20 protein-coding genes are annotated in these 24,848 nt (G+C 42.3%); 6 read left to right on the forward strand and 14 right to left on the reverse strand.

Annotated elements, in window-relative coordinates; genetic code table 11:
• Positions 1 to 364 precede the first annotated feature (364 nt).
• Complete coding sequence (gene rluB, locus EI161_RS05685) at positions 365 to 1,324, forward strand: 23S rRNA pseudouridine(2605) synthase RluB (protein WP_192529177.1); 960 nt, start codon at positions 365 to 367, stop codon at positions 1,322 to 1,324.
• Positions 1,325 to 1,672: 348 nt separating this feature from the next.
• Here rluB and EI161_RS05690 read toward each other — a convergent pair whose 3' ends face one another.
• The 3 genes from EI161_RS05690 to EI161_RS05700 form a co-directional block, all read right to left on the reverse strand.
• Positions 1,673 to 2,239, reverse strand: a complete 567-nt coding sequence (locus tag EI161_RS05690; RefSeq protein ID WP_192529178.1) for a hypothetical protein — start codon at positions 2,237 to 2,239, stop codon at positions 1,673 to 1,675.
• Positions 2,240 to 2,473: 234 nt separating this feature from the next.
• Complete coding sequence (locus EI161_RS05695; RefSeq protein ID WP_192529179.1) at positions 2,474 to 3,127, reverse strand: hypothetical protein; 654 nt, start codon at positions 3,125 to 3,127, stop codon at positions 2,474 to 2,476.
• A 430-nt stretch (positions 3,128 to 3,557) separates the two neighbouring features.
• Entirely contained in the window at positions 3,558 to 4,367 is an 810-nt protein-coding gene (locus EI161_RS05700) for a hypothetical protein (RefSeq protein ID WP_192529180.1), read from the reverse strand.
• A 157-nt stretch (positions 4,368 to 4,524) separates the two neighbouring features.
• On the opposite strand from EI161_RS05700, the gene EI161_RS05705 reads away from it, so the two are divergent.
• Positions 4,525 to 5,127 (forward strand): LysE/ArgO family amino acid transporter, encoded by a 603-nt coding sequence (locus tag EI161_RS05705; RefSeq protein WP_192529181.1) that lies wholly within the window; start codon positions 4,525 to 4,527, stop codon positions 5,125 to 5,127.
• A 352-nt stretch (positions 5,128 to 5,479) separates the two neighbouring features.
• Here the strand turns inward: EI161_RS05705 and EI161_RS05710 are convergent, their stop codons facing one another.
• The 4 genes from EI161_RS05710 to EI161_RS05725 form a co-directional block, all read right to left on the reverse strand.
• On the reverse strand, positions 5,480 to 6,862 hold the full coding sequence (locus tag EI161_RS05710; protein ID WP_192529182.1) for an NAD(P)-binding domain-containing protein: 1,383 nt from the start codon (positions 6,860 to 6,862) through the stop codon (positions 5,480 to 5,482).
• 461 nt (positions 6,863 to 7,323) lie between these two features.
• Positions 7,324 to 7,965, reverse strand: coding sequence for a MarC family protein (locus EI161_RS05715; protein WP_192523813.1), 642 nt, complete (start codon positions 7,963 to 7,965; stop codon positions 7,324 to 7,326).
• Positions 7,966 to 8,204: 239 nt separating this feature from the next.
• Positions 8,205 to 9,065, reverse strand: a complete 861-nt coding sequence (gene nadC, locus EI161_RS05720; protein ID WP_192529183.1) for a carboxylating nicotinate-nucleotide diphosphorylase — start codon at positions 9,063 to 9,065, stop codon at positions 8,205 to 8,207.
• Positions 9,066 to 9,254: 189 nt separating this feature from the next.
• The gene (locus EI161_RS05725; protein WP_192529184.1) at positions 9,255 to 10,307 is read right to left on the reverse strand and encodes an NUDIX hydrolase; all 1,053 of its coding nucleotides are present in this window, start codon (positions 10,305 to 10,307) and stop codon (positions 9,255 to 9,257) included.
• 317 nt (positions 10,308 to 10,624) lie between these two features.
• On the opposite strand from EI161_RS05725, the gene nadA reads away from it, so the two are divergent.
• The 3 genes from nadA (at position 10,625) to EI161_RS05740 (ending at position 14,950) form a co-directional block, all read left to right on the forward strand.
• Entirely contained in the window at positions 10,625 to 11,764 is a 1,140-nt protein-coding gene (gene nadA, locus EI161_RS05730; RefSeq protein WP_192529185.1) for a quinolinate synthase NadA, read from the forward strand.
• A 1-nt stretch (position 11,765) separates the two neighbouring features.
• A complete protein-coding gene (gene nadB / locus EI161_RS05735; protein WP_192529186.1) occupies positions 11,766 to 13,667 on the forward strand; it encodes an L-aspartate oxidase in 1,902 nt (633 codons plus the stop codon).
• A gap of 353 nt (positions 13,668 to 14,020) precedes the next feature.
• Positions 14,021 to 14,950, forward strand: a complete 930-nt coding sequence (locus EI161_RS05740; RefSeq protein WP_192529187.1) for a phosphatidate cytidylyltransferase — start codon at positions 14,021 to 14,023, stop codon at positions 14,948 to 14,950.
• A gap of 30 nt (positions 14,951 to 14,980) precedes the next feature.
• Here the strand turns inward: EI161_RS05740 and EI161_RS05745 are convergent, their stop codons facing one another.
• Genes EI161_RS05745 through EI161_RS05755 form a run of 3 tightly spaced genes read right to left on the reverse strand, consistent with a single transcriptional unit; the run spans position 14,981 to position 19,767 of the window.
• On the reverse strand, positions 14,981 to 15,835 hold the full coding sequence (locus EI161_RS05745) for an SDR family NAD(P)-dependent oxidoreductase (protein ID WP_192529188.1): 855 nt from the start codon (positions 15,833 to 15,835) through the stop codon (positions 14,981 to 14,983).
• Positions 15,832 to 17,043: a patatin-like phospholipase family protein gene (locus EI161_RS05750; protein WP_192529189.1), complete on the reverse strand. Its 1,212-nt coding sequence runs from the start codon at positions 17,041 to 17,043 to the stop codon at positions 15,832 to 15,834. Before EI161_RS05750 ends, EI161_RS05745 begins: the two co-directional genes overlap by 4 nt.
• 3 nt (positions 17,044 to 17,046) lie before the next feature.
• Positions 17,047 to 19,767, reverse strand: coding sequence for an alpha/beta fold hydrolase (locus tag EI161_RS05755; protein WP_192529190.1), 2,721 nt, complete (start codon positions 19,765 to 19,767; stop codon positions 17,047 to 17,049).
• A 315-nt stretch (positions 19,768 to 20,082) separates the two neighbouring features.
• On the opposite strand from EI161_RS05755, the gene EI161_RS05760 reads away from it, so the two are divergent.
• Positions 20,083 to 20,994, forward strand: coding sequence for a lysine exporter LysO family protein (locus EI161_RS05760; protein WP_192529191.1), 912 nt, complete (start codon positions 20,083 to 20,085; stop codon positions 20,992 to 20,994).
• Positions 20,995 to 21,039: 45 nt separating this feature from the next.
• On the opposite strand, the gene EI161_RS05765 is transcribed toward EI161_RS05760, so the two are convergent.
• The 4 genes from EI161_RS05765 to EI161_RS05780 all read right to left on the reverse strand — a co-directional run bounded on the left by EI161_RS05765 (position 21,040) and on the right by EI161_RS05780 (position 24,819).
• A complete protein-coding gene (locus EI161_RS05765; RefSeq protein WP_192523803.1) occupies positions 21,040 to 21,636 on the reverse strand; it encodes an OmpA family protein in 597 nt (198 codons plus the stop codon).
• A gap of 280 nt (positions 21,637 to 21,916) precedes the next feature.
• A complete protein-coding gene (locus EI161_RS05770; RefSeq protein WP_192523802.1) occupies positions 21,917 to 22,507 on the reverse strand; it encodes an OmpA family protein in 591 nt (196 codons plus the stop codon).
• 64 nt (positions 22,508 to 22,571) lie between these two features.
• On the reverse strand, positions 22,572 to 23,765 hold the full coding sequence (locus EI161_RS05775) for a hypothetical protein (RefSeq protein WP_192523801.1): 1,194 nt from the start codon (positions 23,763 to 23,765) through the stop codon (positions 22,572 to 22,574).
• 418 nt (positions 23,766 to 24,183) lie between these two features.
• Positions 24,184 to 24,819: an OmpA family protein gene (locus EI161_RS05780; protein WP_192529192.1), complete on the reverse strand. Its 636-nt coding sequence runs from the start codon at positions 24,817 to 24,819 to the stop codon at positions 24,184 to 24,186.
• Between the last annotated feature and the right edge of the window lie 29 nt (positions 24,820 to 24,848).

Below are 24,848 nucleotides of genomic sequence, written 5' to 3' on the forward strand. Positions count from 1 at the left end.
TGGTGTTCTTTTACATCAATTATGGCTACGTCTGATGCCAGCATACTTTTTAGAACACCACCAAAAAACGTAGTATAACACAAAGGTCAAAGTGCATACCTTACTTAACATAAGTGAGATAATTTAGTACTTTAACGGTACGCAACAGATATTGATGTTTATATATAAATGTAGTAATTATTTATAATAAAACAGCAGTATCTTATAATAGAACAGTAATGCTATAACAGTAATGCTATATAGTCGGTTCTAAAACAGATACGTTATGATATGTATATATAACCAATCTAAATAGCGTATAATAGCCCGTTCAAATTTCTACATTGAGAAATGTAAAAAACCAACCCGATTCAAGGATATTATTATGAAAGATGAAAAACTACAGAAAGCCCTCGCTCGTATGGGTCTTGGCTCACGTCGTCAGATGGAAGAAGTGATTAAAGCAGGTCGCGTATCTGTCAATGACGGCCCAGCTACCATCGGTGATCGCGTCGAGCAAGGCGATGAGATTCGTGTTGATGGTCGTCAGATCAAATACACTGCCGAAAATGAGAAACGCCGCCGCGTCTTGGCTTACTATAAGCCTGAAGGCGAAGTTTGCTCTGCTAAGGACCCAGAAGGTCGTCCAACCGTTTTTGAACGCCTACCAAAACTGACTCATGACCGCTGGGTAATGGTTGGACGCTTGGATATCAACTCTACGGGGCTATTATTATTTACCAACGATGGTGAGATGGCGCATCGCTTGATGCATCCGTCTAGCGAAGTGACGCGTGAATATGCGGTACGTGTACTTGGCGAAGTCACCTCTGATATCGCGCGTACGTTGACTGCTGGTGTCATGCTAGAAGATGGTATGGCGCAGTTTGAAGACATCAAAGAAGGTGGCGGCGAAGGCGTCAACAAGTGGTATCACGTCAAGCTAAAAGAAGGCCGTAACCGCGAAGTACGTCGTTTATTCGAGTCGCAAGGCCTTAAGGTTAGTCGCCTATTACGCACGCGCTATGGGTCGATTGCGCTGCCTAAAGAGCTACGCACGGGGCGTTTCTTAGAGCTGGATAAAAAAGATATTAACACCCTAACGGATTTAGTGAGCTTGCGTCCACGTCACGGTACGGGTCTACACGGTGCTGCCAAAGAGAAACAAGAACGTATTAAAAACAAGCCACTAAAAGCACGTCGCAGTGACAGCCGTAACGATAATAACCGTAGCGATAGTCGTAATAATGATAGTAACCGTAGTAGCAGCGCTAAACCTAAGAGCAGTGCTAGCCCTGCCAGCCGTGGTACGCGTAATAGTCGTGACCGTAACGATAAGCGTTAATAAGTTTAAGCATAAAAAAATGGCCGTTGATAAACTATCAATGGCCATTTTTTTGTTTTGGAATTAATCAGAAAGTTAAGTATCGTCGCTTCAACTTAAAAAATACAGCACGCTAATACAGCTGTACTATAGTTAAAATACTTTAAAAACGCTACGATACTGCTGGTATAGTTTTTTTGTAGCCTCTGTCTGCGTAGGCACAGCAAGCAAGAAAAAATGGTACCGGCAGTACATGATGTATCAATTTTACGTTTCACTGACTATAGTTTTACTATAATCAGCGGTGCGCATGGCGCACCCTACGAAATCTATCACCAGAAATCTAGCCACTTTTTATGGGAACACGCGTTAGCTGTCGTGGCTCTCAATATAACTGTCCATTACTCGTAATTGTTGTAACTGCTGCGCCTCCATTTGCGCTAACAGTTTATCCAAGCGTTGCTCGATATTGTTAAGTACCTTTTGTAATAACTCATTGGCCTCAGATTTTTCTCCATCCTTTGCTTCATTCACATGGTTGGCATTTATATTAATGTTGGTTAAATGGTAATAACTGGCAAGCATTTCAGGCAGCCGAGTATGCAGCATTTTATGCAATACAAATTGTTGTTCAGTGACTGCGGGCGTCTTACTCTGGTCTGGCAATGCTTTTTGATAGGCTTGATAGCTATTCACTTTTTCATCGATACGTTGTAATTGATGCAGCTGGTTATCTGACAGGTTTTTAAGGTGTTTTTTATTCAAATTAAGCTGTTGCCATTTTATATGCGATAACGATAACGGTGCTTTAGCGTCTTGATAAACGAGGACGCCAGGTGTAATGCCAACCGCCTGATGAAAGGCGTGCCAGCCTTTTCTTCCTAGATACAAGACCGTCATTGTCGACACGACACCAACGCCTATCAAGATACTCATATCGGCTCACTTTTTATCGTTTTATTGTTCAAACATTGCAGCATACGATTGACGGTTTGTTATTGGTATAGTTGATTCACTTTAAAACCGATACAAGTGCTACTGGAGTAAATTTTTCGCAGCCTCTGTCACGCTGGCGAACAGCAAGCAAGAAAAGTTTATAACAGTAGCACGTGGCTATTTATTTTATTACAATCGTATCGGTTTTATTTAGAACTGCCTATAGTCCGTTATTTATAACTTAACATTCTCAGTATTAGCGTCATCACCCGCTGGGTTTTTAATGACTTTAACCTCAGCTGCACTACTATTTAGTTGCTGTAGTTCAGAGTTACTGCTTGGGTTATCAAAACGCTGCTGTAAATAGCGATTGGTCGCAAGTAGCTTTTGCCCATCCTGATGATACGAGGCATTTAGCAAATCATCAAACTGGATATTAATCGTCCCCAGTACCTCTAGCAGTGCTTCTTTACCAGTGACATCAGAGTGCTTAATTTTCGTATTATCAGCAAGCGCCCCTTCCCCCACATCTAAATCATGCAAACGGCGGTAATCAGTGACCGCTTGTGGCACGTGTTTATCCATCAAGTTTTGAATCATAATATAGGTTTCGTTGACCGTATCTTTGTCATCTATCTTGCCATCGTTATTGGTATCACCATAAATGACTCGCAGCTTCTCACCTTTTTGATTAATCTGATCGAGTGCTGTTCTCACTTCTGTTGGTAAGCTTTTTTCAGGGATATAACCCAACTGCGGCATTGCTTTATATTCAAGCATCTTGGGTGCGGTGACTTTTTTGATACCACGATAACCCAGATATAACCCAGCTGCTGGTAGCACCCCATATAGAACAAACATTACGAGCATCGCCGTGATTTGGGTCATGAGACTGTCCTTATGATTTAACAGAATGGTTGGGCAAGGTTATTATTATTTTATATAGAGTCGGTGAACAGTAAAACTAGTACATCTGTATTAACGTGCTATTGGTATCTTTTATATTTAAGACTGACCATAGCTTTTACTATTAAACAAAAAAATAAGGCTATATTAAAGCCTTATATTGTTATGTATTGAGCCGATTGTGTTTAGGGCATGTCCTAATGATATAGTCGATTCCAAATAAAACAGATACGTTATATTCCAACGCGGAACTGGTATAAACTTTTCTGGCTTGCTGTGCCTACACCGACAGAGGCCACGTAACATTCATCCCATTCCCACTGTATCGTTTTAATATTGAATTCACTATACTAGGGCGTGTCCTCAATCTAAACGATAATACCTAAATGGGCTAAAAATGGCTAAATAAAAGCTAGCTTTGGGTACGGCTTTTGACATAACGGTGGGTTGAGGCCAGACGGTTCATGACGGTTTGGTGCAGTTCGTCTAATAGCTCATCAAGCTCATAATCAATCTCTAAAAATAAATCAGTGAGCATATCGCCTGCGGTCATCTTTCCCTGCATCATGTTGTTTTTGGTACGGTGCGGGCTAAAGCGTTGTAGCTGCTCATAGTGATGTAGCGCTTCTGGAATGCTTTCGGACACCAGCTTATCAATGACGAATTGCCGCTCATTATGTTGCTGCTGTTGTTGCTCATTGAGCTCGCTACTCCATTCACGGTAGCGTTTTAGCTTACCATTGATTCGATCTAATATGGCGACAGCCTCAATGGGCATGGCGTTTAGAGTGGCAGCATCGACCACATCAACAAGCTCAGTCATAATCGGACAGCGTCCATGTTTGAGATACCATAACGTATCTGGGTCAAAAGGTGGTCTATTGGTCGGGCGCATCTGAGCACGATTGGACAAATAACGATCGGTCAGAGGCGTCGGCGAGCCGATGTCACGCACTTGCGCTAGTGCATCACAAATACGATCAGCACGCTTAGGCGGGGTCAGCACAGAACGTTGTCTATTGGCTTGGTTGCTTTCTTGATTAATTTCTTGGCTGCTTTCTTGATTGACGCTAGCACTATCGACACTGTTATTATCGACATTATTGTTATCGACACTAGTATTATTGACACCATCTGCATCATGATAGGCAGACATTTTCTGTGCATTTTTAGCCGCTTGCGTAGGCAGGTCATCTTGAGCTTGCCCAAATGATTTTAGCATTCTCGTCAAACTTACGACCATGACCTACCCCGCCCCGTGCATGCTTATTGCGCTCGTATTGCATAGATTTATTCAATAGCGTATCTTAACAGCTTTTTACGACACTGCCAGTAAACAAAGTGTCAAAACACCTACTCTGCCACCTATTAAGCATACTATGAACGCTGCTGATTATTTTTCTGGTTTCTTGCTCGGGCTATCGCTCATCATCGCCATTGGTTCACAAAACGCCTTTGTACTCAAACAAGGGCTTAAACGCGAGCACATATTTTTTGTTTGCTTGTTTTGTGCAGTCAGTGACGCGTTTTTAATCTCTGCGGGCGTGGGTGGTTTTGGTGCAGTAACGGCACGCTATCCGCAAGTTGTCAACGTCGCAAAATTCGCTGGCGTTATATTTTTATTAGGTTATGGGTTGCAAAGCCTATATGCCAGTGTGCGTGTATCTCATGCGCTTACCGTCGATGGACAGGTCGTGACCAGTTTAAGAAAAGCGTTGCTCTTATGCTTTGGTTTTACCTGGCTCAACCCACACGTCTACCTAGATACATTGGTCCTCGTTGGCATGGTTTCAACCGGTGCTAGCAGTAAACTGACATTTGCAGTTGGTGCGGTTAGTGCATCGTTCTTTTTCTTTTTTGCCTTGGGCTATGGTGCGCAATTGCTCAGGCCATTATTTGCCAAGCCAAAAGCGTGGAATATCCTCGATGCGCTCGTTGGCGTTCTAATGTTATATTTGGCTTGGCACCTTTACCAAAGTTAACCAGTTAATCAAAGCTAAAATGGCTATCAAACTTAATCTATAATCGATTTAATTTAAAAAAATACAGTGCTAATGAATGTGTCTTTCTTATTTAGACCTAACATATGGTTGGTTCAAAATAAAAGCGCTGCGATTGTAGTGAAGTAAATAGTAACGTGCTATTGGCTATAAACTTTTCTTGCTTGCTGTTCGCAGGCGTGACAGAGGCTACAAAAAATTTATAGCCAATAGCCCTGCATAGATTTTACAGTGAATTTATTATATAAAAACCAGAGAACCGAAAAAACACAGGCATAAAAAAACCAAACACGCTTAAACGTATTTGGTTTTTAACATCGTTTACTTTTATAGCCTATGACGCTTTTTTACGTTTTTTAGGCTGCACAAAAGCTAGATTTAAAAAATGCTCAAGCGAATCATCAAGAACGTCCAACCATGGCTCTGGCAGTTCGGGCGCTACGGTTCCTGTTAAGGTCGAGCGATAGGCCTTTTCCCTAAAGGTCATGATATTTTCGGCTTTATCTTTTTGCCATTCTTTTAGGATTTCACCCTGCTCTTCAACCGCAAATTCTGGATAATCGGTGGCATTGGTCAAATCACGAATATAAGCTGCCTGAAAATCGATTGAATCACTAACCGTGACGCACTTAGCATAAGTTGCTAACCATTTTTGCTCATCCGCTTCACGCGCTGCCAAATCTGGCAACTCGATATCACCCATAATAACGTCGCGTGCATACCATGCTTGCGTATCGAACATATTAAAGGTGAAGTATTGGTCTTGCATACCCAAATAAATCAGCTTTGGATTAGGCTGCCAAAAAATGCCTTTGTACAAGTTGGCTGGATATAAGCAGTTGTGGGTTTGCAAACGTAGCTCGTCTGGCATAAACGGGAAATGGAACAAATAACCCGTACACATGATGATCGCATCAAATTTTCGGCTGGTGCCATCGGCAAAGTGCGCCACATCGTCTTCAAAATGCGTCACTAACGGTACTTCTTTTATCCCTTCGGGCCACTCATAACCAAGCGCCTTACTACGATAGCTGATGGTCACAGATTTGGTACCATATTTATAGCACTGTGTACCAATATCTTCGGCAGAATAGCTACTACCGACCAGTAGTATATCTTCGTCTTTAAATTCTAGCGCATCACGGAAATCATGGGCGTGTAGGATACGTCCTGGGAACGTTTCTAACCCTTCAAAATATGGCATATTTGGGGTAGAGAAATGACCGGTCGCCACCACTACATAATCAAACTCTTCAACTTCTTGCTCACCCGTTTTATGGTTCATGACCGTCACGGTGAATTTTTGCGTGTCGTCATCGAATGCCACCCAACGTACAGGGCACTCAAAACGAATATATTTTTGGATATCTTGCTTGTCGATACGACCCATGATGTAGTCTTTTAGGACTTCACGTGGGGGATATGATGGGATAGCTTCACCAAAATGTTCATCGAACGAATAATCAGCAAATTCTAAGCATTCTTTGGGACCATTCGACCATAAATAGCGATACATACTGCCGTGAACGGGTTCACCGTTTCTATCTAAACCAGTACGCCAGCTATAATTCCACATACCACCGATGGCATTTTGCTTCTCATAACAAATTATTTCAGGTAAGTCTTTTACCCCGGCTAATCGAGCCGCTTCAAAGGCACGTAACTGTGCCAAACCACTTGGACCTGCACCTAAAATAGCAATTCTTTTCTTACTCAAGACTAACTCCTATAATATTGATGTTTCACAAGTATAACATAATTTCATGGATGATGTTTTTATGGTAGACTTTTGTTCATTGGTAGCATTTATTAAAGCCATGATTTACCTATAAAAAGTCACTATTAAGTTACTTTTGGAGGTGGCGCTGTTTAAGTTTTCCAATGGTTTTTAGTTGGCATTTATTGATAATATAGTCAGTGAAAAGTAAAATCGATACATCACGTACTGCAGGTACAGTTTTTTCTAGCTTGCTGTACCTACGCAGACAGAGGCTACAAAAAAACTATACCAGCAGTGTCGTAGCGTTTTTAAAGTATTTTAATTATAGTTGAAGTGTTTTTAGGGGCTGTATTTTTTACAGCCTCAAATTTAGAAAGGTGTTTTGAAAGATATTTTGAAAGAAGGCATGATAAGCAAAAAGCGCTAAGTAGGAAGAAGTGCAAAATGAAAAATAAGTTTTACATCAAATCAGGAAACAACGTACGCAAGCCATTGACGATAATTTCGATAGAAACCGCCGCTAATAACATACCCATAATTCGGCTCATGATGTTTAGACCTGTATCGCCCAATAGACGACTGATACGCCCTGCCGCCATCAACGCCAAATAACAAAATAAACTGATGAACAAACCGGCTATCAATATGGCAGATATTTGCAAGATACCTGAGACTTGTGAGGAATAAATAATCACGGTGGAGATACCGCCAGGTCCAATCATCATCGGAATAGCAATCGGTACAACCGCTGCTGCCATGGTTGGTGGCGCATCATGTAAGTGATCAACATCGAAGTTTTCTTGATCGGGCTTAACTGGGTTACCATCGCCATTCATCATATTAAGGGCGATTAAGAATACCAAAATACCACCTGCCAACTGAAACGAGCCGATTGAGATACCCAAGGCCTTTAGTAGTGTCTCGCCTGCTAGCGTAAAAAAACTGATGGTGATAAAAATCGTCAGACAAGCAACGCGTGCGACTTTACGGCGATTATGCATCGAATAACCGCGTGTCGAATCCAAAAATAACGTCAAGGCGCCAAAAGGATTAATCAATACCAAAAAGGCTAAAATTATTTTGATGATTTCAGTATTCACTGAGCGCTCGCTTGTTTATTGGTTAAATCGGGCAAAAAGATAAGGCCATCGTGCGAGTGCAACGATGACCTAATAATCGGTAACAGCGGCATTGTAGCATAGGCAGATAAGCCAATTAAATCATTAACTTCGCTTAATTTTTCTATCTGACCAAATCAATCAGCTTTCAATACAAGTTTGCCCTTTTCATAGCCAGTTAACAGCAGCGTTAATCATCAAATCAAGCAGTAACATTAACATTAGGCGCTAAAATCAAGGCCAATATCCAATGCAGTGGTACTGTGCGTTAAATAGCCCATCGCAATAAAATCAACACCAGTTTTTGCCACTGCTTGTACGGTTTCGGGTGTGATACCGCCTGATGCTTCGGTTTTGGCGCGACCTTTACACATGACGACAGCCTGCGCTAATATTTCAGGTGCCATATTGTCTAATAGCACCAAGCTCACGCCAGCATCGAGTGCTTGTTCTAATTGCTCTAAAGTATCGACTTCGACTTCAATCGGAATCAGATGCCCAGCAAAGTCTTGCGCTTGTTTAATAGCTGTTTTGATATCACCAGCGATGGCAATATGATTGTCTTTAATTAAAATCGCATCATCCAATCCTAAGCGATGATTGCGTCCGCCGCCGCAACGTACGGCGTATTTTTGGACAATACGTAAACCTGGGATGGTTTTACGGGTACAGGTAATTTGTGCCGGATATTCTGCAACGCTATCGGCAATTTTTTTGGTATCGGTCGCAATACCACTGAGATGGGTCATAAAGTTAAGCGCCGTACGTTCTGCTGTCAGCAAGTTTCGTGCATTACCGCGGACAATCGCCAATACTGCGCCAGCTTCGACTGTTTCACCATCATTAACTTGCGCCATAAACTCAATTTGCCCATCAATCAAGGCAAAAGATAAGCGCGCTAGATCCATACCGCATATTACTCCTGCTTGGCGCGCCTTAATCTGTAATTGCGCCTGCATATCGGCTGGAATAGTTGCTTGGGAGGTGACATCACCGCGTCGGCCCAAGTCTTCGGTTAATGCTGCTTCTACTAACGGCTTAAGTAATACTTCAGCCAATGCTGGCTCTTGTTTAACGGTCATTTTCGTCCCTTATCTTTGGGTGATGTTAGGTTAAATCTGCGTCTATTATGATAAATATTGTTTATTTAAACTCAAAATGAGCATAAATATAGCGCAAAGTTTATAGGCTCGCAAGAAAATCTCATAAATTAAAATTTCCAATAAACTTACAGGGCTTGATAATGATAGAGGCTGATAGCGATTGGTCGGCTATTTACGTTTAGGCAGTTTACTGTCCATCAGTAAGCTTTGTAGCTCAATATCGTGGCGGAAGCGATAGAGTTTGGCAGGGCGACCACGCTGGGCATTACTACTTTGCCCCGTTTCCATCACAAGGTTTTGTGAATCAAGCAATCGGCGGAAATTTTGCTTATGCAAGCGCACGCCTGATAGCGCTTCTACGCTTTGTTGCAACTGCGATAAAGTAAATACATCTGGCATCAAACCAAAGATAAGCGGTCGATACTCAATTTTAGCGCGTAATCTTGAGATGGCAGTAGCAATCACCCGGCGATGGTCATAATACATGGGCATACCAATCAACTGCGACCAATCTGTAGATAGTTTCGACTGCTCATTGGACGGATAAGTGGGCGGATAAGTAGGCGCTTCAGGAACTAAACCCGCTTCATATAACATCTCATAACGTAATAGCACGTGCTCGGCAACCCATTCTCTACTTTCATAAGCCTTATCACCATACAACTCATTATCAGTATCTTTATCTGTCGGGGCTTTACCCGTTAATATTTCCTCACTTAATCCCCAACACAAACCAATACGCTGACGACGACGGCGCTGGATAATGGAATCACTGGCGCTATCTGCCCAACCCAACAATGCTGGCACAATATGTTCCATAATTATATCGGGCATACCATTCAAGTGATTTTCCCATGGAAAATAATCGTACCAATCACGCCATAACGCTTGGCTTGGTAGCTGCTTTACTTGTGTTTCTTGCACCAATCCTAAGTAGCTCACATAAACCAGCGCATGACCATCGACGTTACGCCTACTGGTATCAACAAAGGTATAAAGCTGCTCCAAATAACCCAGCGGCTGCTGTGTTTGCTCCTCAACCCATTGACGCACGCCAGCTTGCAGCGAGCGATGCAATGGCATCAATGGGCCATTTGGCAACAGTTTACCTTGATCAACGGTTAAAACGCGCGCGGTGTGCTCAGTAATGGCAACAAGCACTGCGACAACTTCGGTCGTGCCGCTGCCTTGTTGATGGGCGTGTGAGTAAGACAACGTCATAGCTTTGAAGGTTTCCTATATATCTAAATATGCAATGAAGAAGTTGGAAGTGCGCTCTCTATAATAAATATACTTATATCAAGGCTGCTTAATGCTGCTTATAGCAACGCTTAGTATAGCGTGAAACTAAAACTATCATAGCTATAGTCAGTCCTAAATAAAATAAGGTCAAATATTATAAAAACGATGCTTAATAAAAAACACTTGTATTTATGCTCAAAATGAGCATAATTAAAACAGCTTATTTATCTACTGGTTTTAACTCACTCACTTTTAGCGGCATATAATTTGTCGTTTTGCCTCAAAGGTTTGCAATTATGAAAACTTATCCATACGACGCGCCCATCATGAGCAATGACAATCGCATTGCCACTCAAATGAACATCGAATATGCCAAAGCAAAAATGCCCGCAGATTTGCCGCGTAGTGAGCGCCTGAAAGTTGAAGAAAATATTAAGCAGTTATTAAAACAACATAACGCCGTATTAGTCGCCCATTATTATGTCGATCCTTTTATTCAAGATTTAGCTTTAGCCACAGGTGGCTGCGTCGGTGATTCACTAGAGATGGCACGCTTTGGTCAAGCGCATAGTGCGCAAACGCTAATAGTTGCTGGCGTACGCTTTATGGGTGAATCAGCCAAAATCTTAAGTATGGAAAAAACCATACTGATGCCAGACTTAGAAGCGGAATGCTCGCTTGATTTGGGCTGCCCTGCGGATGAATTCTCTGCCTTTTGTGATGCTCATCCTGAGCGTACGGTGGTGGTTTATGCCAATACCAGCGCGGCAGTAAAAGCACGGGCGGACTGGGTGGTTACCTCATCAGTGGGTATCGATATCGTTCGTCATTTGCATGCCCAAGGCGAGCCTATCATTTGGGGTCCTGACCGACACTTGGGTAAATATATTGCGCGTGAGACTGGGGCAGATATGCTGCTTTGGCAAGGCTCGTGTATGGTGCATAATGAATTTAAAGCCACTGAGCTTGAACAACTAAAAGCTGAGAACCCAACAGCTAAAGTCTTGGTACACCCTGAATCACTCGATAGCGTCGTAGCACTGGCTGATGTGGTGGGCTCGACCAGTAAGCTATTACAATCGACGTATGAAATGGATGCCGATACCTTTATTGTCGCCACCGATTTGGGCATCTTACACGAGATGCAAAAGCGCTCGCCAAACAAGCGCTTTTTGGCCGCACCTACCGCTGGTGAAAGTGCCAGCTGCAAGAGCTGTGCATTTTGCCCATGGATGGCGATGAATGGTTTGCAGGGTATCGAGCAATGCTTGACGCAGCGAAGCGGTGAAATTCTAATGACACCTGAGTTGGCAGCGGCAGCTAGAAAACCATTACAACGCATGCTTGATTTCGCTGAATCACAAAAACAACGGGTGGCAGCGAGCGGCGATATGGTTAAAGACCGTGCGCTGTTTGCTAATGTCGGGGCGGCATAATATGAGCGCAATATGGGTAAATGGTAAAGCCAGTTCTGAAGTGGCTAATGATTCTTATGAGCTTATACAAACGGACGTACTGATCATTGGTGCAGGTCTGGCTGGTTTAAGTACCGCTCTCGCCTTGCCAACGACGCTAAATATTACCGTATTGAGCAAAGCAGCATTAGAAGTTTGCTCGAGCCATTATGCGCAAGGTGGTATCGCGGCAAGTTTGCATGAAAACGACTCAGTAGATGATCATGTGGCCGATACTTTGGTTGCTGGGGCAGGATTATGTGCCGCTGAAAATACCAGTAGTATTCTAAGCGCAGGGCAGCAAGCGGTGCAATGGCTGTGCGAACAAGGTGTGCCCTTTACTCAAACTCCACAAGATAATGATACGCAAAACCACAGCGCAAAACCTTTAACTGAGCTACAAACTAACGACTTACATTTAACCAAAGAAGGCGGTCATGGCTGTAGACGCGTTGCCCACGCTGATGATGCCACTGGGCGATATGTGATGGAAACCTTAACTTTAAAAGCACAAGCGGCATCCAATATCGCACTATTACCCTATCATGAAGCACTGAGCCTTTTAAAAAATAATGATAAACAATGCCAAGGCGCACTGGTCTTTGATCATAACAACCAACGTCAACTGACTTTCCATAGTCGCGCAGTCGTCTTAGCCAGTGGCGGTTTGGGGCAATTATTTAAACGAGCCAGCGCGCCCAATGTTTGTGTCGGTGATGGCGTTATGATGGCATGGCAAGCTGGTTGCCGTTTGGCAAATTTAGAATTTATCCAGTTTCATCCAACCGGTTTAGCATTGGGTGACAGTAGCTTTTTGATATCTGAAGCCCTGCGCGGTGAAGGTGGTCGATTATATTGCCCAAAAACTGGCAAACGCTTTATGCTGGATATTGATGCGCGGGCTGAACTTGCACCACGCGATATCGTTGCTCGTGCCATTGCCGAACAAATCAACGATAATGGGCTTGGCTACGTCAATCTAGATGTCAGTCATTTGCCAGCGGAATTTTTACAGCAACATTTTCCGCAAATTTATCAGACGCTATTAAACCTCGGCATCGATATCACTACCGATTCTATTCCGGTTGCGCCCACTGCGCATTATAGTTGCGGCGGTGTGGTCACTGATGCCAATGGTGTAACCGATGTGGCAGGGCTTTATGCAGCTGGCGAAGTTGCTTATACAGGCTTACACGGTGCCAATCGCTTGGCAAGTAATTCGTTGTTAGAGTGCGTGGTGGTTGGGCGTAATATCGCCGCTGAGTTACCTCGCTATTTAACCGTAATGGAAAAATTAGCGACTGCTTCTTATGATAAGAATGCAGAGAAGCCAGCTATTGATATATGGACACCGCCCATACTAAAAGAAACACAACCCGTTACATTATCTGCCGCCACTCTGCTGCCACTCGACACTTATCAGCATAACGAACTAAAGAATGGATTAAACAGTGATAGTGAACTGACTGACATAACCGCCCAGCTCAAAGCATTAATGACCAATAACATGGGTATCAGTCGCAGTGCTGAGCAGTTAGAGCAAGCGCTGATAAAAATCGAGCAATGGCAACAACAGATAACCAACTATAAAGCCAATCATGGCAATATAAATAATGCGGACAGTTTTACTAGCTCGAATCAGTTAGCCAGTTTTCAGTTAGCACGGCAACTACAATTGGCGACTTTAATTGTTCAGTCTGCTTATCAACGCCTTGAAAGTCGCGGTGGGCATTATCGCAAGGATTATCCAAATTCAGCGGTATCGCCTAAGCCCAGCATCATTGAGCCATTATCAAATGGGCAAGAAGGTAGCATTACTTGTTTGCTTCAGCCTATAATCAAGCACACAGAGGCTAGAGCAGAAAAAGCAGTTGCTTATATCTAATACCAAACCCAAAAAGTACGATTAGCCGTGTCAAACTCGTTTAGTCTATAGTGCGTAGCACTTGCACTCGTTTTCCTTGCTACTCTAATTTTTGTGAATGGTATAATAGCGATGTAGGATTATTGTTCTAGGGCGTGTCCTCATTTTGAAAATGGTGATAAAAATGAGATAAATTGCTGTCAAACAAGGAAAATAGCACAGATAATATCAAGATATTAGCCAGCTATTTGACACAGTTTGGCAAGATTTAGCCATTTTTAGCCCATTTAGTTTATTTCGTTCAGATTGAGGACATGCCCTAGCCATTTCAAACACGGTTCATTACCGTTTCTACCTTTAAAAGTGCTGAATATATGGCTACTGATACACTATTTGTTATTGGTCTTATGATAGTAGTCAGTTTGACGTGGGGCACGCTGGCGATACCGCATTTTCGCAAGCGCCTGCCAAAGATTTATCTGATTGCCCGCTCTTGGTGGCTGATGTTAGCCGCGCTCTGCTTCTGTTATATGATTGCTAAAATAACCAATAACACCCAATACTTTCAATACGTTCAACTTCAGCCGCAAAATCCCACCCAAACCCAGTCATTATCGCACCCTTATCAATGGCTGCTTATCACGTTTTTTATATTAATCGGTCTGCGCGGTAGCTATGAGATCAAACGTTTATGGTGTATAGATAACAAATCACGGTTTATTCGCAAACTGCAAGCGCGCGGCTTGCAACCAAAAGCGATAGCTGATGAGAAAAACTTACAGTCAACCCACTCTTACGCTCGTCTAAATTTATTAGACCTGTTTTTTAGTGGTATCTTTATTTTATTAATAATTAGCCTTGTTACATTACAACAATTAACCTGGCAGCGTGAGCAATACGGTGTTTTATTGTTCGTGTTATTTGCTAGCCAGTTTAACGATATTGCGCAGTATTTATGTGGGCGATTGCTCGGACGCAAATTATTTAAGCGCGGTCTTGCGCCGAATATTAGCCCAAACAAAAGCATCGAAGGTGCTATTTTTGGTAGCTTTTTCGCGGCTCTATTGGCGTCGTTACTTGGTATTTGGCTAACCCCATTTGATTGGTGGCTAGGTTTATTGGCGGCCTATGGTTTGGCGGTCAGCGGTATCGCTGGCGATTTATTAGAATCAGCCTTTAAGCGTCAGCACGGGGTAAAAGATACAGGAACTTTACTTGCTGGGCATGGTGGCGTATTGGATAGAGTAGATAGTTTGCTGATTGGCGTGCCGTTATTTACCTTACTCTATTGGCTACTTGGTTAAATTTAACACAGCTATATTGATAGCAAAAAACTATTTATTTTTATCCAACTTACTACGTAATATCCAATTCAGTAACGGCTTGGGTAAGTGGTTTAGTACACCAGTAATATAACGCATGGGACGTGGAAATACCGCCAGTTCAATATCATTGTCAATCGCTTGCATAATATGCTCAACTGCCGTTTGTGTACTGATGATAAATGGTTTATGACTAGCATCGCCATCGTTCAAATCACGCAGTGCTTGGGTATCGATATAGCCTGGAGCAATACAATTCACTTGGATATCATAAGGCGCTAGTGCCGCTCGATAAGCACTGGCAGCCGCAATCATCGCACGTTTGCTTTTGGCATAAAGGCTGGCATAAGGATAATCCATGATGCCAGCGATAGAGGCGATACAGATAAGACTTGGTCTATGATTTTTGGTAAAACCCAGTGATTGATTCTGAAGATTTTCTTGATGCTTTAACTGCTCACTCGCCCATCTAAATACCTGCTCAAAGGCTTGAAAATTAATCGCTAGCATTTTATCGCTGTCTGCTTGATTGAGATGATGCACACGCTCATTAGTATAACTACCTGCACTATAAATTAGCCTTTGAAAACTAATACCTGACAAGCACTCTAATAACTTTTGTGTTTGAGCAATATCTTTTAAATCGCAGTTATAAGTCACGATATTAGGGTATTGGCTGTTAATATATTTTATCTTTGACGCACTATGACCAACAACACTCACTTGCCAGCCAAGCTGCTGATGATGCAGTGCCAATGCTAAACCAATACCACTCGTGCCACCTATGACGATAAGATGTGGAACGTCATTTGTAGAGCTAGCATCTAACCTAGTTTCTATAAGCGATGACTCTTTGATAGTTGTCATAGACTTTGCTGCTGTAGATAGTTAGCCGTACGCTGATAGCCATACTGCCACTGCGCCTGCATTTGCTGTACAAAGCCGTCATAATCGCTGTGCATCAGCTCGATTGTCATTTGCTTCATATTAAAGCGCTTTTGCACGTGCTGCCCTGCCAACTGCTCGCCGTTATCCGCAAATGGCAACCAATGTAGTTGACTGCTACTCTCAAACTTATCTTGATATGACTCAGTACTTGGTAAAAAACCATGTACCTGTGCCAAACGCGCATTAGGGTCAAAACCAAACACGCGCTGAATAGCAGGAGCAGCGAGCCATGAATCATAACCTGCCTTGGTCTCTGCAAATACCGTTTCTGCCAATTGGCAAGCCAGCTCGATAGGAGTTAGGTTAATCACGCCACCCAAACACCAGCCAAGCGTTTCAATATACGTTGGTGGCAGATAATACATATCTGCCAGCGAAGCACGAATCGCCGGCGCAAAATCCCACTGGCTCAAAACTTTAACAGACTGATGTATGCGTTCCTCAGCAAATACGTGCGCAGGTGATCGCATTTTTTTGTCAATGAGTTCTGATAAAGATGCCGTCAAACGTGGCGGTGCAAATAACAACTCTTGGAGCTTTAATTGCAGCTTTAATGGATGGTTAGGCGAAATGCGAGTAGCAGACTTTTGATAAAGGCGGCTAGCGATAATAGCTATCTCTGGGGTATTTTTATTGGTTTCGCTATCGGTTCTATGATGGTCATTGCTACTAGTATCAAAACCAGATAGATCATCAAGCCATTGACTCTCGTCATCAATGCGAAACATCGCTAACTGTTGCAATTCATCTAATAACTGCTCGTAACTATCGGCTTGCTGCTGTTCTTGCCGTTTAGATAGCTGCCTTGATAAGCGCCAACGTTTTAGTGCATGAGTCATATAGCGTATTTTTAGACGCTTACTGGCTTCATCTGGCGCGACATGCCTGATTGCAGCAATGACATGATACAACTCGCGGCTACACATCAATTGCTGCAAATCCTTAGGGTCAGGAGCGAGCTGTACTAGATAGGCTGATAAACTACCACCACAGGTACCAATGATAATATCTGGGGTCAAATCATGAGCCACTAGTGCCGCATAGCTGCCTAAATAATAACCAAAACGTGAGCCACCGCCTGAAAAAAGCTGCACACGCTGATAAGGCTTTATGCTGTTGTTACTCATCGATTATTCATCATTGGTCGTTGCTGTTTTAATCGCTAATGACACGGTAAAGATACCGAACTTATCGATACGCATCGCCACCTTTTTAAAGCCCGCACACTCAACCAATTGATCCATTTCAGCTTGTGAACGGCAGCGCATCACCCAACTACTACCGCGATGATTATTTAAGGTTTTACTGATAAACTCCTGCTCAGGGTGCCACGGCTGATTGGTATAAAGTAAATAACCACCAGATTTTAAGCTGTCATAAATGCCCGCCAATGCGGTGGCAGGGAGCGTGTTATCAGAAAACAACTCAAACACACCAGAGGCAATAGCGATATCAAATTTTGAATCGTCAAGACTTTTAATATTGCCACTCTTCTTCTGCGGGTTAGAATAACTGGCAGGGTCAAACGCATCTTTTTGACAAGTGATGACACGATTAGCAATCTCTAACTGCTCCGCTTTAGCTTGCAGTGCTTGAATATTATGACTTTCATAATCACGTAGCTCAGCATATAAGTTTTCAAACTCTGTTAATAAATCAAACGCATAAAAACCATGCCCACTAGCAATATCTAGTAGTTTTGGTTGAGTTGACTCATCAAGGCTGTTTTTATTAACTTGGTTTTGATTAGATTGGTTTTGATTGGCAAGTTTAATATCTGCCAACGCTTCACGTGCCAGCTCTAGTATATGCTCACGGCGGATACGAATCCCTTGCCAGCCGATATTACTGAGATAAAACTTATCGACCGCCTGACCAAATTTATTCTGACCACTCGGCTGATTATAATAAACATGATCGAGTGAATGACCGGAATCAAAACCATGCTCAAGTCCCGTCGCGATAGCGTCGCTAACATGACCGAATTTTTGCATGGCAAAACGCGTCAGCGCAAAGCTTGGATTAAAAGGCTTAATCGCTAAACGATCAACCTTGTCTTTACTGGCACTGTTAAGATGCGCGGTACGCAAATCGGGCGCTTGTGCGGGTGTACTAAATACTTGCTCAGCGAAATCAATACAATCGTCAAAGACATCTGCCTTATTGGTCTCATGAAAAATCGCATGATAGCTGTCTGGATACAGCTGCCAACGCTTATTAGTGGTATTAATCGCTTCATAAAAGTCACGCTCAGCTTGTTTATCAACCACATAGTCTTTACCTGCACACAATACAAAGGTTGGTACAGTAATAGCGCCCGCATCATCGAGTAAACGCTGTCCAGTCGCATGGGTATCGATAAGCAGATCGGTTGAGATACTATTTGAGATCAGCGGATCGGCATTATAGGCTTGCTGTGCTTGTTTATCATGGGTCAATACTTGCGCTTTGACGTAACTACTGACGCGTGACATCAGACCTAGCGTACGCGCGACCTTTAACGACGGTATCGCAAACGGCATATATAAGCGAATACGTAGCGCTGGCGTGCCGAGTATCATCCCGCGAATATTGGGCGCATAATCATGTACCCATGCTGCTGCGAGTACGGCACCAATACTACTGGCTACGATTAGCGTATCGTCAATGGCAATACCCGTCTGTCCAATAACCATTTGTACAAAGTCGTTTAAATCTCGCTCAAGCTGAGTCACGCTCTCGGCATGATCTTTGATACCACCCGAGCGCCCATTACCGCGCGCATCCCATGCAAACACTTGATAACCAGCTGCTGCAAACTGTTGTCCAAGCTCTGCTAAACGTCCCGAATGCTCATGACCACGATGCAATAAAACCACTTGGCGCTGTTGTGTATGTTGCTGCTTAGCTTTCTTTATCTCATCCAAAGGCATCGTTAGCCAGTAGCGGTAATAAATCGCCGTGCCATCATAAGCGTTATAGCAACTTTCACCATTGATAATGGCTTGCTTAGGCAAGTCGGTATCAGTGGTTATATACTTTGGTGCATCTTCATTATTTGTATTAATCGAGGGCATTATTTTGGACTCCAATAAGGAAGCTTTAACGGAATAATTGGGTGAAAAGGTATGAGAAGTAACATCGCTAAGTACAGCATGAAACGTATTTGACTGCTGCTTTGATAGTATATTTGATGTCTCTCTAAGCTTAGGCGGCTGACGCATTAAATATAAGTCTGCCATATAGCGTAAACGGTTCAGACAGGTTTTTATTAATAATGCCTCTGTCAGTAAACATAACTGCCCTATTCTGGCATGCGATAATGATAAAGGCGCTTTACTGCCTATAATTGCACCCAGTGTGCCTAATATAAAAGCCCGATCACTTTTACCTAACGGCCCTTGGTTTGCCCGAATATTTAGAGCTGCATCACTGGTTATCGCCAATAGCTCGGTGCTAGTACTAAGTGCAATCAGGTTAATAATATGGCGCTGGTTTGAGAAGACACCTCTTTCTAAAACTTGAGATGTGCTATTAGTAACATGAGGCATCAGACTGGCTAATAATGCCGTGTCTGCAATGAGATCTCCAGCCTCATTAAGTATCGCGCCAAGTTTTGACGCCTGCCCATGCTCACGCGCCATCATGCCATCGATGGCATTGAGTGCCATACGTATAAACAATGACGAAGGTAGTAGCAACCATAACGTCTGCTTTTCTGCTGCTGGCTTGGCAATCACATAAGCGGTTCCTACACTTAACAATACTGCTGACACCGTCACCTGATTAGCAGTGATATTTTGCTCGACCAACGTGTTACTTATTGGTCGCAATTGATCCTGAAACTGGGTCTTGAGCTGGTATAACGACATGATGCCCGCCAAATACATTGATTGTGTCAATGTAGCAACAAAAGTTGATCAGGTAAAGTATTAGAATTGGACTTAACGCAGCTTCAAAACTAATTCTAAGTCTTTTTTAAGTGATTTAAACAGAATCAAAACCAATATGTCATGTCATCACTACCATCCATTAAAATAATAATCATTAAGCAATAGCCTTGCATAATTTGCCATGAATATTATTTGTACATAACAGTATCGGTAGCCTGATATGTTACAATCCCCAGCTTCTTAGAAATGCCTTATTGAAAACATCTTTTAAAAAAACGCCGCGAGCCAATCACCATGCAAAGCATAGTTACTCTTGTTTTGGTATTAATGCCAATGTTTATTGGCTTTGCCATTCCTTCCAACCCTACTATGACTAAGCTTGCTGACAAAGGCCTATCTTATTTGATATTTATTATCTTAGCGCTGATTGGTATTGAGCTAGCACAAGTGGAAGGGCTTGGCAGCCAGATAGGCGAGATTGCGCTGTATGTCACTATACTATCGATATTGACGATTGGGTCGGGCTTATTTGCCCTCATGCTGTTTGATCGTCTGCGTCCATGGCACGCTAAAAAGCCCAGCGTCAAATCCAAAGAGCATCGCGTTAGTATTCGCGGTAGCCTCGCCCAAATCATTTGTGTGGCAATCGGCTTTGTGATTGGTTATTTCTTGCCAGCTGATTATATGCCACCTGAAAACAGCATGACGGTGATGCTGATGATATTAATCTTGCTGGTTGGTATTGGTCTTAAAGGCTCGGGGATTACCTTAAAAGAAGTGCTGCTCAACAAACGAGGCGTTGAGATGAGCATTATCTTTACCCTAGCCGTGCTGGTTGGCGGGCTTATCTTTGCGTTGATATTTAGCGATGTGTCATGGACCAAGGGTTTGGCACTGGCGTCAGGGTTTGGTTGGTATTCACTGTCAGCGATTATCATGACCGATGCTTATGGCGCTGTTTGGGGCAGTGTGGCGTTATTTAATGACTTGATACGTGAATTCTTTGCGTTGATATTTATCCCTGTGTTTATGCGTAAATATCCGTCCGCTTCCGTCGGGCTTGGCGGTGCGACCAGCTTGGATTTTACTTTGCCAATTATTCAGCAATCTGGCGGTCTAAAAGTCGTACCGTTAGCGATTAGCTTTGGTTTTATTATTAATATTGTCGCGCCAGTGCTGATGGTGGTATTTTCGGCGTTGGGGTAAATATAAGTTTTAACAGTAGATGGTGATTAAACTTCAAATACTGCCCTATTTAAACGGTTTGCAATGCTTGGCGTACTCACCATACCTTTGTATATCAGAATTATATTCAAGATTCATTAAATCTATCACTTCACTGCTCGCCATTAAAGTGGCTCGGCGCTGTTTTGCCTCAAGACCTTTCATATTAAGTGCGTTAAAACTAGGGTTTATATAATCTGTCTCTCTAACCAATAGTTTATTTGAACACTCATAAGTGCGGATACGCTTAGCATCAATATGATGTTGCAAGACTAACGTATTTTTGATGCTAAGGGCGCGATTGCGTGATAAAGAACCGAAACCAAAAGTCGCTACAGCATCTTCATCAATTTCATTTGTAGCTGCATGACCAAAAACAAAAACACTAGCTTCTGGATACTCATTGATTTTTTCTGCCATTTTTATAAACTCTGTATCATAAATATCAGGTAGTTGACTGCTCATAGGTAGAAAAAATCCCCTAAACTCCATTTCAAGTGCATCACCGCCCTCAATTATTATTTTACAACCTTTAGCATCGACCACTACGTTAGGCGGCGTTTCAGGGCATTCGTCTATAGCATCAAGCACACCATCGCCATCTGAATCAATTTCTGCTTGCATCGTCCTGATGTTTTCATATTGAGGTGTGGTTTTGGTCGGTACAATTTTGGTAGTCTGGCAGCCAGCTAACGTTATGAATGCTGCTAACAGCAATAACGTGCTATAGGTTTTAATGGTCATTATTACTCTCTCTTCATCCAGAATAATTTACCGCTTTATTTGTCATCATTTTCACACTTTTTAAAACGCTCAATATATTAAACCTCTTGCATAAGTCGTCGCTAGCCCTCGTAACTCTGTCAGTGACAGTCAATGAACTGGTACTTTCGCAAGAGGTCTATTATTCAACATTGCTAATAAGCGCATAAATACGCTGATTGAGCCAACTGTTTTCGGCGTCATTTGTCGCAATTGGGCGCTCTGATCCATAGTAAACGGTCTTAATACGATCAGGATCAATATTATGTTTCATGGTCATATAATTTTTAATCCCTTCCACACGGTATCTTGATAATGTTTGATTGGCGCTAGTTTCTTCACGCTTGGATATATGCCCTTCAACACGCATGACAGCGTCCAAATGATCTTGCATTTTTTTCCCTGCGTTATCTAGCTGTTCATAATACTCACTTTTTATCTCACTGCTATTTTCAGCATAATAGGCTCTAGCTTCCATCATAAATTCGTTTTCGCCAAAGAGTAAGGAATGCGGACAACCCCTTTCATCTATCACCACGTTATACGGAGTGCCTGGGCATTCGTCTATATCATCGAGTACGCCGTCACCATCTGAATCAGGAATATCTGGTATTAAGGTAATGATATTTTCATATTGAGGTGTGGTTTTGGGCGGTATAATTTCGGTAGTTTGGCAGCCTATTAGACCTATAGATGCGGTTAATAATAAAGCGCTATAGAGTTTAATATTCATGATCAATCTTCCTTAATTTAATCAAAGTATAATGCCTATTGAAAACTATAGCGCAAAATAGGTTTTAAGCTAAAGGCAACGCTTTATTCACCTGACAAGCACGGTCATGCCATTGTACAAAATCATCAATATTAGCGTGTGCTTTACTGTTATTGGCAACCTCTTTACCAATCATACTCTCGACATAATGGCACGCTCGATAGTTTTTAGCATAGTTATCATAGTCGGCAATCCACTGCTTACGTGCTTTTAACTCATCTTGACGTTGTTCAATGCTACGCTCTACATCTGTGTCCTCAAAACTAAACCAAAAGTCTTTCGCAGGAATATCTTTAGCCAAATTGTTATCTTCGACCTCATTCATACGCCACGGCTTGGCGGTGAGCCGCGCACGAAAGCAGTGCTGCACCTGACATAGACGCACGTAATTGGTATCCGCATGGAAATACGCAAACCATTCTTCGACCACGCTATCACTTGGCGATACAACATCGTGCGTTGCAATAATACGAAAGCCTGCGGGTGTTTGATATAAACGAAAAGACTCATTGGGATGACTGGTGATACGTTTTTTGATTAAATCCGTTATAAAAGGCAGCAATGAAGCGGCATCATCGGCATATTTTTGTGCGCGAGCTTTGTCTCTTACACTGGCTTGTTGCCATAAATAGGCAGTCGCACCAAACATTACTGTTAATAACCACAACCAAGATAATCCTAGCCAAGCGATGACACTGGCGATAAGTATAAAGACGATGACAAAAACCCAAACCTTCACTTTGGCTGATGGATTGCTTTGATTAACGAGGAAGGCAGGCATAAAGCCATGATGGTTATAATCATCAGGATAATTATGACGCAATAAATCATCATTATCGACATCGATAATTGCAATATTATCAACGTTGGCGACTTGTGCCCCATAGCTGTTACGCGTGACGATAAGCTGCGTCGCTACTGCGTTATTATTAGGCAATCCATCTTCTGGAAAAGAATGCTCGGAGATAATCTGTTCACGGATAGGAATGCCGTTGCTTGCGTTATATTCCTCCCTGCGTTCGCGGCGTAAGATATCTTCACCTGCCAGCCAGCACTTATGCACCTCATCCACTCGCGCTTTGGCATGAGTTAACGCCGCACTTTGACTAATATCTGACCAACCATAACGTTTGATAGTTGCTTGCTTGGAGGGTTTATTAGGCGTCTCGCGCAATTCAAAGCGCTGTTTGTATTGCGCCCAGTATTTAGGGATGAGCATGTGGTTTGCCTTTAGATTTTGCAAATAAGAAAAAAATTAGGGTTTACTAAGTTTATATAACTTAAGTTATTTTATATGGTACTATATATACCAATATGACCGTCACCTCTGCTTTTGCAAGTGGCGGTTCTCTATTTCTAGCTTCTCATCAGCATCAGTTCATACTATTGCCACAACCTCCAATCTTCTAAGCTTGTCATTAAACCAAAATCTTTAAGCTTAACCATATCATCAGGTACAGCAGGAAACTCGTTCAATAAACTTTTAAAACGTTGATTCCAACTCGAACGAGGACAAATTACCTTTAACATATGCTGCATAATACAAAAATAAAAGAACGGTTTATAGTTGACTAGTTTTGACCATTTACTGTCGAAACTAATGGGAGCGAATGGTCAATAATTGATAAAAACTTGATTTAAAATTTAACGCAGATACCATCTTTTAAATTGATAGGATACTCATTATCAGGTTCAGTTAATAAACCATAGACCCGACGATTAAAAGACCTACCCTCATCAGTATCATTGGGTGCGATGGGCGCTCTAGCCTCACAATTTAAAGTCATTAATCGACTCGATTCTATACCATGCTTTAATAAAAGATAGTTTTTGATTATCAGTGCTCTATTTTTAGGTAATGAGCTTAACTCTTTATTATTTTCATCCTCTGAAATATGCGCTTCAATCTTAAAAATAGCGGTATCATATTCTTTCATTCTTGCCGCTACTTTATCCAGTTCAACCTGATATTTAGATGTTAGTTCACTGCTACCTTTAGCAAAAAAGGCACGATACTCCATCTTTAGACTCATATCAGGTCCCATAATGAGGTGACAGCCCCTGTCATCCACTACTACATTACCTTTCATTTTTGTATTTGGACATTGATCTAATTCATCAGGCACGCCATCGCCGTCGCTATCTAAACTAACCATAACCGTTGGCATGTTGATAGTTTTACTTTTTTGCTTAGACAAATCAGCCGTTTGGCAACCTGTTAGTGCTAATGCACTTATCATAATTGACGCTATTGTCCATAATTTAACGTTCATATTTTACGCTTCCGTAAGTTAAAGCTATC

Origin of the sequence: Psychrobacter sp. FME5 (genome assembly GCF_014861375.1) — a bacterium.
GTDB lineage: Bacteria > Pseudomonadota > Gammaproteobacteria > Pseudomonadales > Moraxellaceae > Psychrobacter.